Source organism: Niveibacterium microcysteis (assembly GCF_017161445.1).
Classification (GTDB): domain Bacteria; phylum Pseudomonadota; class Gammaproteobacteria; order Burkholderiales; family Rhodocyclaceae; genus Niveibacterium; species Niveibacterium microcysteis.
The window spans coordinates 4,516,159-4,529,752 of sequence record NZ_CP071060.1 but is presented as its reverse complement, the minus strand read 5'-3'; the positions used below and the strand labels follow the sequence as shown (position 1 = coordinate 4,529,752).

Here is a 13,594-nt window from a genome sequence, read left to right as displayed (position 1 = left end):
CCGCGCCGCCGGGTGCCTGCGAATCGGCTGCTGTTGATTGATACTAGAATGACGTCTTCGAGTTGCGGAGCGTTGCTGTGCGTCCAGTTCGCGAGTATGTCGCCGATCCGTCTACCGAGGCTTCATGGCATCTGCTCGCCAGCCCGCAAACCGAGATCCCCTTCGAATGGCACTACCATCCCGAATATGAGCTGACGCTCACGCTCAACGCGCGCGGCCAGCGCTTTGTCGGCGACAGCATCGCCGACTTCGGCCCCTGTGATCTGGTGCTGGTCGGGGCCAACCTGCCGCATGCCTGGTCGGTGCACGACCGTCAGGAACGGCGCAGCCCGCTGACCACAAGGGTGTGCTGGTTCTCGCAGACTTGGGTCGACCAACTGCTTGCCGCATGTGCGGAGCTCGCGCCGCTTGCGCGGCTGTGCGCGCGCGCGACGCGAGGTCTGGCGTTTCCGCCGGAAGTCGCGCTACAGCAGCGCGACGCAATCCTCAAGCTCGCCGAGATGTCGGACGCCCGGCGCTTGCCGGCTTTGCTCGACGTCCTTGTGCAGCTCGCCGAGGTGAGCGATGCGCAAGAGCTTGCCAGCGGGCACTACACCGGGTGGGTCGAGACCGATCCGCACAATGCGAGGCTGACGCGCGTGCTGGCACAACTGCATGAGCGCTTTGCCGAGCCGGTCGATATCGCGGATCTCGCCGCACGCGCTGCGCTGTCGGTCGGCGCCTTCCACCGCTTCTTCCGCCGCCACATGCGGATGACGGTGACCCACTATGTCGCCCACCTGCGCGTGGGGCGCGCCTGCCAGGCGCTGATCGAATCAGAGCGCCCGATCGGCGTGATTGCTGCGGAAGTCGGCTACGCCAACCTCGCGCACTTCAATCGCCAGTTCCGCGCGATCCGCGGCGCCACGCCGCGCGAGTTTCGCGCGCGCTATCGGCCCGGGCGTTGAAGTGCGCCAGGTGTTGCGGGTGCAATCACAGCTGCCACGGCAGCGGTGATTTGGTATTCTCAGGCGTCTGTCATCAAATCGATGGCAAGCGACTGATACATAAAGAAAAAGTAAATGAGCCCCCAGCAAATCTTCAGGTCCGGCAAGTCCTTTGTTTTGATTCTTCTGATGGCGGCGCTCGCTGCCTGCGGCGGTGGCGGAGACGCTGGCAGCACAAGTGACGGCAGTTCGGCCGGTTCCGGCTCCGCCGGCGCGACCAATCCGGGTGGCAGTTCAAGCTCGGGCGGTACCGCAGACGCGGGGAGTGGCTCCGGCAACGCCGGTTCGGGCGGTTCGTCAAGCGCTGGCGGCGGCAACGCGAACGCTGGCATCGCTGAGGCCGGCGCAATCGGCTACGGCGCTGCGACGACCGGCGCGGGAAGCAGCCCCCTTAACCTTGTCAGTGTTGCATCGCTGGCGGAAGCGCAGGCCGCCATCGATAGCTACCAGAAAGCGGGCGGCACTAACGGCCTGAAGATCACCTACACCGGCGCCTTCAACTTCGCGTCGATCACCGATCCCTGCACGCAGTTCAAGCTCAGTGCGCAGACCCTCGAGATCAAGGGCGAATCGAACAAGCCATTGCGCAACATTTCGATCATCGGTGCTGACGGTTCTGCGGCGAACTTTGGCATTCACATCGTCGGCAGCGCGTCGAACATCATCATCCGCAACATGACGATCGGCCTGACACCGGGTGGCGGCGATTCGGACATCGTCGGTGTTGAGGGCAGCAGTGCCGGTGCACCGTCCAACATCTGGATCGATCACAACACCTTCTTCACATCCCTGGCTGAATGCAGTGGCGCGGGCGACACCGAGTTCGACGGCATGCTCGACTTCAAGAAGGGCGCGACCAACGTGACGGTGTCGTACAACTACCTGCACGACCATCACAAGGTCAGCCTCAACGGCTATTCGGACAGCGACACCGCCGAGCGCCTGATCACCTTCCACCATAACGTGTTCGAGAACCTGGGCTCGCGTACCCCGCTGCAACGCGCTGGCTATTCGCACCTCTTCAACAACCTGTTCTCCAGCATTCTCACGTCTGGCATCAACGTGCGCATGGGTGGGTACTCGCTGATCGAGGGCAACTACTTCGAGAACGCCAAGAACCCGGTTACGTCGCGAGACAGTTCGGAGCTGGGCTACTGGGAACTGCTGAACAACAACATCAGCGGACCGGGCGACTTCAAGACATACGGCATCACTTGGACGAGCAGCGACGCGTCACCGAGCAAGAATGCGGACGACTGGACTACGACCAAGACATTCCCGCGCGAGAAGCTGGGCTACGCCTACACGGCGCAATCGCCCGCCTGCGTGAAGCGTGGGCTCAAGGCCGTGGCCGGAGCGGGGACGGGCATGGCGACCCTGAGCTGCAATTGACCAACGCGGCGGCGCGCTGACGCCGTTCTGCGTGCACGCAGAACGGGCCGCTCAAGCGGCCCGTTCGGTTGATCCGACGCGAGGCTGAATCAGCCCTTGACGCACACCACCTGCCGTAGCGTGTGCACCACCTCGACCAGTTCGCGTTGCGCATTCATCACCGCATCGATGTCCTTGTAGGCCATCGGAATCTCGTCGATCACGTCGGCGTCCTTGCGGCACTCCACACCCTGCGTGGCGCGGACCTGATCGGCTACGGTGAAGCGGCGCTTCGCCTCGTTGCGGCTCATCGTGCGGCCGGCGCCGTGGCTGCAGGAACAGAACGCTTCTTCGTTGCCGAGCCCACGCACGATGAAGCTCTTCGCCCCCATCGAACCCGGGATGATGCCCAGCTGCCCCTTCTGCGCCGACACCGCGCCCTTGCGCGTGATCCACACCTCGGCGCCGAAGTGGGTTTCGCGCTGCACATAGTTGTGGTGGCAATTCACCGCTTCGACTTCGGCGCTGAAGGGTTGGCGGATGACCGTGCGCACAGCGGCGACCACCGCTTGCATCATCAGCACCCGGTTGCGCCGTGCGAAGTCTTGCGCCCAGCCAACCGCTTCGACGTAGTCGTCGAAGTGCGTGCTGCCTTCGTTGAAGTAGGCGAGGTCGCGGTCGGGCAGGTTGGCAATGTGCTGCCGCATATCGGCTTGCGCAAGTTCAATGAAGAGGTTGCCGATCGCGTTGCCGACCCCGCGCGAACCCGAGTGGAGCATGAACCACACCTGGTCGGCCTCATCGAGACAGACCTCGATGAAGTGGTTGCCGGTGCCCAGCGTGCCGAGGTGCTTGTGGTTGTTGGTGCGTTCCAGGCGTGGGTACTTCTCGGTGATGCGCCTGAAGCCGGCCTGGAGTTCCGTCCACATCGCGTCCACCGCCTTTGGCGGCGTCTCCCACGCTCCCGGATCGCGCCGGCCGGGCGCTCGCCCATGCGGCACGGCGCGCTCGATCGCGCTGCGCAGGCCGTGCAGACTCGTCGGCAGATCGGCGGCGGTGAGCGTGGTGCGTGCCGCCATCATGCCGCAGCCGATATCGACACCGACGGCCGCTGGAATGATCGCGCCGCGCGTCGGGATCACGCTGCCGATCGTTGAGCCCTTGCCCAGATGCACGTCCGGCATCACCGCGAGGTGGCGGAAGATGAAGGGCATCTTCGCGGTGTTCATCAGCTGCTTGCGCGCGTCGTCCTCGACCGGCACGCCGTCGGTCCACAGCTTGATCGGGCGGCCGTTGGCCACCTCAACGACCTGGTGCGTCACGTTCAGCTGAGCAGGCGTTTGAGGTACTTGCCGGTGTGGCTGATCGGGTGGGCGGCGACGGCTTCGGGCGGCCCGGCGACGAGGATGCGACCACCACCACCACCGCCTTCGGGGCCGAGATCGATCAGCCAGTCGGCGGTCTTGATCACGTCCAGGTTGTGTTCGATCACGACGATGGTGTTGCCGTGGTCGCGCAGGCGCGCGAGCACCTTCAGCAGCATCTCGATGTCCTGGAAGTGCAGGCCGGTGGTCGGTTCGTCGAGGATGTAGAGCGTGCGGCCGGTGTCGCGCTTCGACAGTTCCAGTGCGAGCTTCACGCGCTGCGCTTCGCCGCCTGAAAGGGTGGTGGCGCTCTGGCCGAGGCGGATGTAACCGAGGCCCACGTCGAGCAGGGTTTCGAGCTTGCGCGCGACGGTCGGCACCGCGTCGAAGAAGGCATGCGCTTCTTCGACCGTCATGTTCAGCACTTCGGCGATGGTCTTGCCGCGATAGCGGATCTCCAGCGTTTCGCGGTTGTAGCGCTGGCCGTGGCAGACGTCGCAGGGTACGAACACATCGGGCAGGAAGTGCATCTCCACCTTGATCATGCCGTCGCCCTGGCAGGCCTCGCAGCGCCCACCCTTCACATTGAAGGAGAAACGCCCCGGCCCGTAGCCGCGCTCACGCGATGCCGGCACGCCGGCGTACAGCTCGCGGATTGGCGTCAGCAGGCCGGTGTAGGTGGCGGGGTTGGAGCGCGGCGTGCGGCCGATCGGCGCCTGGTCGACGCTGATCACCTTGTCGAAGAATTCGAGGCCTTCGATGTCGTCGTATGGCGCGGGTTCCGCGACCGAGCCGTACAGATGGCGCGCGGCGATCGCGTAAAGCGTGTCGTTGATCAGCGTGCTCTTGCCGGAGCCGGAGACGCCGGTGATGCAGGTGAACAGCCCCACCGGCAGTTCCAGCGTCACGTGCTTGAGGTTGTTGCCGCGTGCCCCGCGCAGGTAAAGCTGGCGCTGCGGGTCGGGTGACTTTCGCTCGCCCGGCAACGCGATCTTGCGCCGGCCTGAGAGGAAGGCGCCGGTCGCCGAATCCGGGTGTGCCTCGACTTGCGCCGGCAGGCCGTGCGCGATCACCTGGCCGCCATGCTCACCCGCGCCGGGGCCCATGTCGACCACGTAGTCCGCAGCGCGGATCGCATCTTCGTCGTGCTCGACCACGATCACGGTGTTACCGAGATCGCGCAGCCGCGCCAGCGTGCCAAGCAGCCTGTCGTTATCGCGCTGGTGCAGGCCGATCGACGGCTCATCGAGCACGTACATCACGCCGGTGAGGCCGGAGCCGATCTGGCTCGCGAGCCGGATGCGCTGCGCTTCGCCGCCCGAGAGCGTATCGGCGCTGCGTTCAAGCATCAGGTAATCGAGGCCCACGTCGATCAGGAACTGCAGGCGCGCGGAGATCTCGTGCACGATCTTGTCGGCGATCTGCGCGCGATGGCCTTCGAGCTTGAGCGTGTCGAAGAAGTGCTTGCACTCGGCCAGCGCAAGGCGGCCGACCTGCGGCAGCGTGCGGTCGCCGATGAAAACGTGGCGCGCCTCTTCGCGCAGGCGCGTTCCTTCGCAGGTCGGGCAGGCCTGGTGGCTGCGGTACTTGGCCAGCTCTTCGCGCACTGCGATCGAGTCGGTCTCGCGATAGCGGCGCTCCAGGTTCGGCACGATGCCTTCGAAGCTGTGCTCCTTGGTGACGTTGCGACCGTTCTCGGACAGGTACTTGAAGGCGATCTTCGTCTTGCCCGAACCGTACAGCACGATCTGCTGCATCTCGGCAGGCAGTTCCTCGAAGGTGGCGTCGATGTCGAAGCCGTAGTGCGCCGCGAGGCTCTGCAGCATCTGGAAGTAGAACTGGTTGCGGCGATCCCAGCCGCGGATCGCGCCGCTGGCGAGCGACAGATGCGGAAAGGCGACGACGCGCGTCGGATCGAAGAACTCGACCGAGCCGAGACCATCGCACTTTGGGCAAGCGCCGACCGGGTTGTTGAAGGAGAACAACCGCGGTTCGAGTTCCGCGATCGCGTAGCTGCACACCGGGCAGGCGAAGCGCGCGGAGAACAGGTGCTCCTTGCCGTCATCCATCTCCACCGCCAGCGCGCGGCCTTCGGCGTGCGCCAGCGCGGTCTCGAAACTTTCGGCCAGGCGCTGGCGCGCATCGGCGCGCACCTTGAGGCGGTCTACGACGATGTCGATCGAATGCTTGCCGGTCTTTTCGAGTTTCGGCAGTGCATCGATCTCATGCAACGTGCCGTCGATGCGCAGGCGCACGAAGCCCTGTGCGCGCAGCTCGGCAAACATGTCTTCGAAGCTGCCCTTGCGCTCGGTCACCACCGGCGCGAGCACCATCACCTTGGTGTCCTCGGGCAGCGCGAGCACGGTGTCGACCATCTGCGACACGCTCTGTGCCGCGAGCGGCAACTTGTGCTCCGGGCAGTGCGGCTGGCCGGCGCGGGCGTACAGCAGGCGCAGGTAGTCGTGGATCTCGGTGACGGTGCCGACGGTCGAACGCGGGTTGTGGCTAGTCGCCTTCTGTTCGATCGAGATCGCTGGCGAAAGACCTTCGATCAGGTCGACGTCCGGCTTTTCCATTAGCTGCAGGAACTGCCGCGCGTACGCCGACAGCGATTCGACATAGCGGCGCTGCCCTTCGGCGTAGAGCGTGTCGAACGCGAGCGAGCTCTTGCCCGAGCCCGACAGGCCGGTGATCACCGTGAGCCGGTTGCGCGGGATGTCGAGCGAGATGTTCTTCAGGTTGTGCGTGCGCGCACCGCGGATCTTGATGTCGTCCATGAGCGTTCTTCGATTCCCTTGCCGCGCTTCGGCGCGTCTAGGTCGGGGCGCCGGCGGTTCGCAGCGGCGCCTCGATGTCGGGCAGGTTCAGGAACACCTGCTCGATGGTGGAATGGCGGGTCAATGCGTCGACCACGGCCTGCAGCGGTTCGGCGTACAGGCCTTCGATGTCTTGTTCGGCGCCGCCCCGGATCGGGAAGGCGAGGTGTTCGTGCGGCGGCGTGAAGCGGGCGTCTACGCCGGGCTTGTTGCCGCGGGCGTCGATGCGGTACCAGCCGTGGTCGGCCAGGTACACCGCGTTGAGCCCATGCAGGCAGTACGGCGCACCACCATCGCCAACCGGCAGGCGCTGGTAGCACAGCGCCGCGGGGATGCCGTTGGCGCGCAACAGGGCGGCCAGCAGATGGCTCTTCGCGTAGCAATAGCCAGTTCGGTGTGCGAGCACTTCGGAGGCGCGCAGCGTCACCGGCCCGCTGCGGTAGTCCCAACTGTGGCGGATTTCGTCGCGCACAAATTCGAAGCAACGTCGTGCGATCGCCTCGTCGCCACTACCCGCCTCAACCGCGAGCTGCTGGGCCAGCGCGTGTACGGCCGGTGTTTTCCAATCAATGCTGGAGCTGGACGCGAGGTAGGGAGTCATTCGATGCGCGAACGCGGGGTGGCCGGGAAGGGCAACCTGCTAATATACGCAACTCGCTGATTCAAAGCCATTTTCCCGATGTCCTCCCCGTTCTCCGACCGCATGAGTGCGCAGGAACGCCGCGCCGGCGCCACGCTGGCCGCGATCTTTGCGTTGCGCATGCTCGGGCTGTTCCTGATCCTGCCGGTGTTCTCGGTCTTCGCGAAGACGCTGCCGGGCGGGAACGACCTGCAATGGGCCGGGCTGGCGCTGGGCGCCTTCGGCATGGTGCAGGCGATCTTCCAGGTGCCCTTCGGTGTCGCGTCGGACCGCTTTGGCCGCAAGCCGGTGATCGTTTTCGGCCTGCTCATGTTTGCTGCCGGTTGTGCGCTGGCCGCCTGGGCGCCCAACATCGGCTGGATGATCGCGGCGCGTGCGCTGCAGGGTGCTGGCGCGATCTCCGCCGCGGTGTCGGCGCTGGCCGCCGACCTCACCCGCGAGCAGCATCGCACCAAGGTGATGGCGATGATCGGCTCGACGATCGGGCTGGTGTTTGCCGTGTCCCTGGTCGCTTCGCCGGCGCTGTACCAGTGGATCGGCATGCACGGCATGTTCCTGCTGACCGGGGCCTTGTCGCTGCTGGCGATCCCGGTGTTGCTGCGCGCGGTGCCGACGCCGCCGCGCATCGAGACCGCGATGCCGCGGGTGCCGCTTGCCACGGTGCTGACCGAACGGCAGCTGATGCCGCTTCATTTTGGCGTGTTCGCGATCCACATGATCCAGATGGGCATGTTCCTGATCGTGCCGCGCATCCTGGTCGAGTCCGAACACCTGCCGCTGGCCGAGCACTGGAAGATCTACCTGCCGGTGGTGCTGGCTAGTTTCGTACTGATGGTGCCGGCGATCATTTACGCCGAGCGCAAACGCCAGATGCGGCGCGTACTGTTGGCGTCGATTGCGCTGCTGGCAGCCACGCAACTCGGTTTTCTGTTGGTGCAGGATACGTTCTGGCCGATCGTTGGCCTGCTGTTCCTGTTCTTTGTCGCCTTCAACATTGTTGAGGCGTCGCTGCCCTCGCTGGTGTCGCGCATCGCGCCGCCGCAGGCCAAAGGGGCGGCGCTGGGCGTCTACAACACCTCGCAGTCGATCGGCGCGGCGCTGGGCGGCGCGGCGGGCGGGGCGGTGGCCGCCCACTTCGGGCCGCATGCGGTGTTTGCCGGCACCACGCTGTTGGCCTTGATCTGGTGGCTGTGGGCGCGCAGCATGCGCAACCCGCCGCAGCTGACCGAACGCGAGATCGCGATTGATCCGCATATCGAGATCGCCAGCTTCCGCCACGAACTGCTCGCGCTGCCCGGCGTGCGCGAGGCCATCGTCATCCCCGAGCGGCGGATGGCATACTTGAAGATTAATCTTGAGCGCTGGGATGAAGCATCCCTGCGCCGTCTTACTGGAGGGAAAGCCTGATGGCTTCTGTGAACAAGGTGATCCTCGTCGGTAACCTCGGTGCCGACCCGGAGACCCGCTACGCCCCGAGCGGCGACGCGATCTGCAATATCCGTATCGCGACCACCGACACCTGGCGCGACAAGGCCACCGGCGAGAAGAAGGAAGCGACCGAATGGCACCGCGTTGTGTTCTTCGGCAAGGTCGCGGAAATCGCCGGCCAGTACCTGAAGAAGGGCTCGTCGGTCTATATCGAAGGCCGCCTGCAGACCCGCAAGTGGCAGGACAAGGAAGGTCGTGACCAGTACACGACCGAGATCCGCGCCGACCAGATGCAGATGCTCGGCGGCCGCCCCGGTGGTGAGGGCGGCGGCTCGCGCGGCGGCTACAACAGCGGCGGCGACGACTACAACCAGGCACCGGCTCCGCGCGGCGGCAATCAGGGCGGCGGCAATGCACGCCCGCAATCGCGCCCGGCCCCGGCGCCACAGGCCCCGGCCGGCGGAAACAACTTCGGCGATTTCGACGACGACATTCCATTCTGATACGCGTCCGCCGATTCGTCGCCCGAAAAGAAAAAGCCCTGAGAAATCAGGGCTTTTTGCTGTGTGGCGTCCGAGCGCCAGACTCGGCGGCCGGTTGATGAGGTATCAGCCGGTCTTGCGGCGGCGCGATGCGGCGAGTCCGACGAGCCCGAGACCGGTCAACAGCAGCGTGGCGGGTTCCGGCACCGCTGCCGATTCGGTGTCGAGCGTGAGACGGAAATCGCGGTTGAAGAACACCCAGTGATTGGCGTCCGCCCGCGCATCCGCGGTCAACGCAATGGTCAGCGTGTTGTCGGCGAGGTCGCTGCTGAAGTCGGCGGCCGAAAGATCCCAGCTGTAGGGGCCATATCCCGCCGCCGATTCGGAGCCGAGAAACGCGTTGAAACCGTGGAAGCCGTTGTAGGTCAGCGCGGGGTAGGTGTGGCCGCCCAGCGTGTCGTCGTCGACGTGGTAGGCCTTGATCAAGGAATCGCCGGCAAACGAATTGGCCGTGGCGCTCAGCTTCACGCTGCGCAGACTGGTCGAATCTGCCACGCCGCTCAGATCGAAGCGCAGATACGTCACCAGGAAGTCGGTGCCGTAGCCGTAGATCCCGGACCACAGACCCCCATAGCTGTAATGCGAGATATCGCCCATGCCGCGATGGACGCTGGTGCTGTCAGTCGCGCTCAATGTGTAGATGACACCCGCGCTGGCCGTGCCGATCCCTGCCAAAGCCAGCGCCAGCGCGAGGCTTGTCTTGCCGATCATGTGCCGCATACCACTCTCCCTTGTGACGTAGTCCAAACAAAAACGGAATTCATCCGGTCTGGAAGCAACCCAGGTGATACGGGCGTTCCGATCGTGGGCCACGTTCTGATGCGCGGCACTGCCGTCGGGAGCGATGCGTCCGCCGGAATGGTTCGGACGCGCAGTCGGAATCGCGATTCTCGCGAGGCGGTCGCGGTACGGAATTGATCTGGCGTGGGGGTGGGGCGCTGCGCGGCGGAAATATGTCACACAGATAGGCGGATTTCCCTTGTGCCGGCTTCGCAAGCGGAAACTCCGGCGGGAGCCCAAAAGAAAACGCCCCGCAGGGGCGGGGCGTTCATCCGCTCGGCCAGCGGTGGCTGGCCGATGCGACGGTCAATTACTTGTTGACCGCGGCCTTCAGCTTGGCACCGGCGCTGAACGTCGGGGCCTTCGATGCGGCGATCTGGATCGCTTCGCCGGTCTTCGGGTTGCGGCCGGTACGGGCGGCACGCTTGCTGACCGAGAAGGAGCCGAAGCCAACCAGGGAGATTTCGTCGCCGGCGGCGAGGGTTTCGGTCACGACATCCAGCAGGCCGTCGAGGGCTTTGGCGGAGTCGGTCTTGGTGAAGCCGGTCTTGGCGGCCAGCGCGTCGATGAGTTCGGATTTGTTCATGATTCGGGTTCTTTTCCGGGTTATGTGAAAAGCGTGTGGCCACGCCGGAAGGGGATGTTATCCCATGACGGCGCGGAATGGCGTTGCAAAGCTTGAAAACCTTGGGTTTGGCACGAAAAAAAGCGTGTCAACCGTTTGCCGGGCGGGCCAGCCCGCGCCAGCGGCGAATCCCTCGCACGCTCCGACGCAAGTCTATGCCAAATACGCGGCGGAACTGCCACCAGCCGCGATCGCCGCCCAACACTGCCCATTGTGCCATTTGCTGCTCGCCATCTTCGGTCTGGACCTCGTACCAGCCGTCACGCACCGGTGCGGTGTTGGCGGGGAACCATCCGGTCAGTCTGGGCTTGCGCATACATGCCTCCATGGGGCTTGCCAGCACTTGGATTCGGTTATCCAAGCGTATTTGCCGCTGCGGGCGGCTCGCAGCCGCATTTCTAGCATAGCGCCAGGCTGCGGGCGCGTGCATGAGCCCGCCATGCCAGTTCAGCTGGTGTCTGAGACGATCGCCTTGCGGGTCGTTGGCTTGTGGCGGTCGCCGCCGTTGCGCACCGCAATCCGGTCGTAGCGGATATGTGCCTGAATCACCTCGCGCTCGCGCGGTGCGGCGCTGAAGGCATCGATCAACAGTTCACGGCACGCCGTCGCGCGATCGGCATCCCAGGCGCTGTCCAGCGCATCGAGTGCCGCGGCGAGCGCTTGCAACAGCCGTGCGGTGGCCTCCGGATCCGCTTCGGTACCCGGCGGGGGCATCGCCATCGGCGGCGCTGCATCCGCGGGCGGTGCGGCGGGTTTGATGCGCCCGAGGCGGCGCCTGAGGCTCGCGTCGAGCTTTTCCGGGTCTCCCTCGATGCGCTCGGCAACCTTCAATGCATCTTCGTTGCGACCACTCTCGATGCAGACTTCCGCGAGGTCGACTGAGATTGAGGCCGCAATCTGCGGCGTCGCCGCGTGGACCGACAGCGCCCGGTCGATCGCGGCGCTCGCGGCCTCCAGCTGGCCTTCGTCGCGCCGCAACCGTGCTTCGGCGACATCGCTGGCGATGAGCCCGTCGGCCGTCTCCGCGTGGGCCTGGCGCATGGCCTTGAGGCGTTCGTCGGCTTCCTTGCGGGTGCTTTCGCCGACCAGATTCTTCAACAAGGTCAAATGGTCGTCGATCTTGGTACGTGCGCTCTTTTGCGTTCGGTCGACCACCTTGCGCATCGCGCTGGCGGCGCGTTCGCGGTCGCCCGTTTCCGAGGCGAGTTTGCCCAGGTGGCGCAGCCGTTCAAGGTTGGCGGGCGAGAGCGCGTCGGCACGCTCCAGGTAGTCCATCGCCGCGGCCAGGTCGCCGCGCTGCTCATGCGTGCGGGCGAGAAAGTCGTACACCGAGAGGTACTCAGGGCATTCGAGGTTGAGCTTCGCCGCTTCGTCAGCGGCTTCGTCAAGCTGGCCGCGCTTCTGCAGCACCATCGCGTAGCCCATGCGCGCCCAGGGCACGGCGCGCTGGGTGGATACGCTGGTGTAGATCTCGGCGGCTTCATCGATGCGATCAAGCGTGAGCAAGGCTTCGGCCTTGATCCGTTGCGCATCCAGCGTGTGGTGGCCCTTGCCCGAGATCACCTTGTCGCAGGCGGCCACCACGCCCGCGTAATCATGCTCCGCCAGCTTCGCGAAGACGTCCTTCAGGATCTTCTTCTTCATCAGCGCAGCCATCACCCGGTGGCTCAGGTCATTGGCCGAGAAGGGCTTGATCAGGTAGTCGTCGGGTGCGAACTCCACTGCCGAGATCACGCGTTTGTAGGTGCGCTCGCCGGTGACGATGAGAAACACGGACGATAGGGGCAGCAGGCTTTGGTAGCGCAGGTCTTCAAGCAGCTCCACGCCGTCTTTCTGATTGTCCAAGTGGTGGTCGCACAGCACCACGTCGAAGCTGCCGTTGCGGCACTGGCGCAGCAGGTCGGTGGCATTGGCTGCCATGCTTGCCTGCTGGATGCCGATCAGCGCCAGTTGCGTGCGTAGCCAGGTACGCACCGAGCCTTGCTGATCGGCGATCAGCACTCGAATCTGCGAGAGGTCGAGATTGGGCAACTGCAAGTGATGAGCTCCCTGTGTCGTGCCGGCGTGGGTGTGCGAAGACGCCCTCACGCCGGATAACGGCAGTTTTGCCCCAATGCTTAATCGCGACGCGCCTGACAGGCTGCCAGGCTTCCGTTATGCTCGGGACACCCCCGTGCCGACCCCCCGACACCATGCAACTGATTCTGATCTCCGGCCTCTCCGGTTCCGGCAAGAGTATCGCGCTCGCGGTGCTTGAAGATGCTGGTTACTACTGCGTCGACAACCTGCCGGCACCGCTGCTGCCTGGGCTGGTTGCCCACCTGCGCGGCGCGGGCTACGAGCGCGTCGGTGTTGCCGTGGATGTGCGCGGCGGCGCCAGCCTGCAGGCGTTGCCCGAGACCATGGCTGCGCTGCGCGGCGAGGTCGAGGACGTCCGCTTCGTTTTTCTTGAAGCACGCAACACCACGCTGATCGCCCGCTTTTCGGAAACCCGTCGCCGCCACCCGCTTGCGGACGACGGCGTGACACTGCTCGAAGCGATCGAGCGTGAGCGCGACGCGCTGGAAGCCGTTGGCGAGCTGGGCCAGCGTATCGATACCAGCGATCTGCATCCGAATACGCTGCGGGTGTGGCTGAAAGACCTGATCCAGGCTTCGCCAGCGCAGGGCTTGACGCTGTTGGTGGAATCCTTCGGCTTCAAGCACGGCATTCCGCTCGACGCCGATCTGGTGTTCGATGTGCGCTGCCTGCCCAATCCTTTCTACGACCCCGCGCTGCGGCCGCTGACCGGGCGTGACCAGCCGGTGATCGACTTCCTCTGCGCCCACGAAGACGTCGGCCGCATGGTGCAGGACATCGGCAACTGGCTCGCGAACTGGCTGCCCTCCTACATGCGAGACAGCCGCGCCTACCTGACGCTGGCGATCGGTTGCACCGGTGGCCAGCACCGCAGCGTCTACATCGCCGAAACGATTGCCGCGCGTTTCCAGGATCAGGTGCGGGTGCTGCTGCGGCACCGCGCACTCAAGTCCTGAGCCGGGC

The 13,594-nt window shown here is 65.1% G+C and carries 12 protein-coding genes; 5 read left to right on the top strand and 7 right to left on the bottom strand.

Features of this window, described 5'->3' with window-relative positions; all coding sequences use genetic code 11:
• Positions 1-77 precede the first annotated feature (77 nt).
• Both JY500_RS20525 and JY500_RS20520 read left to right on the top strand, forming a co-directional pair.
• A complete protein-coding gene (locus JY500_RS20525) occupies positions 78-947 on the top strand; it encodes a helix-turn-helix domain-containing protein (protein ID WP_206254410.1) in 870 nt (289 codons plus the stop codon).
• A 114-nt stretch (positions 948-1,061) separates the two neighbouring features.
• Entirely contained in the window at positions 1,062-2,378 is a 1,317-nt protein-coding gene (locus tag JY500_RS20520; RefSeq protein WP_246479708.1) for a pectate lyase family protein, read from the top strand.
• Between the two features lie 89 nt (positions 2,379-2,467).
• On the opposite strand, the gene JY500_RS20515 is transcribed toward JY500_RS20520, so the two are convergent.
• From JY500_RS20515 to JY500_RS20505, 3 genes are read right to left on the bottom strand one after another with little or no spacing between them, the layout of a single operon-like run.
• Positions 2,468-3,679 (bottom strand): RtcB family protein, encoded by a 1,212-nt coding sequence (locus JY500_RS20515; RefSeq protein ID WP_206254409.1) that lies wholly within the window; start codon positions 3,677-3,679, stop codon positions 2,468-2,470.
• Between the two features lie 2 nt (positions 3,680-3,681).
• Positions 3,682-6,498: an excinuclease ABC subunit UvrA gene (uvrA, locus tag JY500_RS20510; RefSeq protein WP_172202427.1), complete on the bottom strand. Its 2,817-nt coding sequence runs from the start codon at positions 6,496-6,498 to the stop codon at positions 3,682-3,684.
• Positions 6,499-6,535: 37 nt separating this feature from the next.
• Positions 6,536-7,138 (bottom strand): transglutaminase-like domain-containing protein, encoded by a 603-nt coding sequence (locus tag JY500_RS20505; protein ID WP_206254408.1) that lies wholly within the window; start codon positions 7,136-7,138, stop codon positions 6,536-6,538.
• Positions 7,139-7,216: 78 nt separating this feature from the next.
• Here JY500_RS20505 and JY500_RS20500 point away from each other — a divergent pair, with 78 nt between their 5' ends.
• On the top strand, positions 7,217-8,584 hold the full coding sequence (locus JY500_RS20500) for an MFS transporter (protein ID WP_246479706.1): 1,368 nt from the start codon (positions 7,217-7,219) through the stop codon (positions 8,582-8,584).
• Positions 8,584-9,108 carry a single-stranded DNA-binding protein gene (ssb, locus tag JY500_RS20495; RefSeq protein ID WP_172202429.1) on the top strand — a complete coding sequence of 175 codons (525 nt, stop codon included), beginning with the start codon at positions 8,584-8,586 and terminating at the stop codon, positions 9,106-9,108. The genes JY500_RS20500 and ssb overlap by 1 nt, the downstream gene beginning before the upstream one ends.
• Before the next feature lie 105 nt (positions 9,109-9,213).
• Here the strand turns inward: ssb and JY500_RS20490 are convergent, their stop codons facing one another.
• From JY500_RS20490 to JY500_RS20475, 4 genes are all read right to left on the bottom strand, one after another.
• Positions 9,214-9,867 (bottom strand): PEP-CTERM sorting domain-containing protein, encoded by a 654-nt coding sequence (locus tag JY500_RS20490; protein ID WP_172202430.1) that lies wholly within the window; start codon positions 9,865-9,867, stop codon positions 9,214-9,216.
• Positions 9,868-10,237: 370 nt separating this feature from the next.
• Positions 10,238-10,537, bottom strand: a complete 300-nt coding sequence (locus JY500_RS20485) for an HU family DNA-binding protein (protein WP_281391266.1) — start codon at positions 10,535-10,537, stop codon at positions 10,238-10,240.
• 103 nt (positions 10,538-10,640) lie between these two features.
• On the bottom strand, positions 10,641-10,868 hold the full coding sequence (locus JY500_RS20480; protein ID WP_172202432.1) for a hypothetical protein: 228 nt from the start codon (positions 10,866-10,868) through the stop codon (positions 10,641-10,643).
• 131 nt (positions 10,869-10,999) lie between these two features.
• The gene (locus JY500_RS20475; protein WP_206254407.1) at positions 11,000-12,589 is read right to left on the bottom strand and encodes a response regulator; all 1,590 of its coding nucleotides are present in this window, start codon (positions 12,587-12,589) and stop codon (positions 11,000-11,002) included.
• A gap of 155 nt (positions 12,590-12,744) precedes the next feature.
• Here JY500_RS20475 and rapZ point away from each other — a divergent pair, with 155 nt between their 5' ends.
• The gene (gene rapZ, locus JY500_RS20470) at positions 12,745-13,587 is read left to right on the top strand and encodes an RNase adapter RapZ (protein WP_172202434.1); all 843 of its coding nucleotides are present in this window, start codon (positions 12,745-12,747) and stop codon (positions 13,585-13,587) included.
• Positions 13,588-13,594 lie beyond the last annotated feature (7 nt).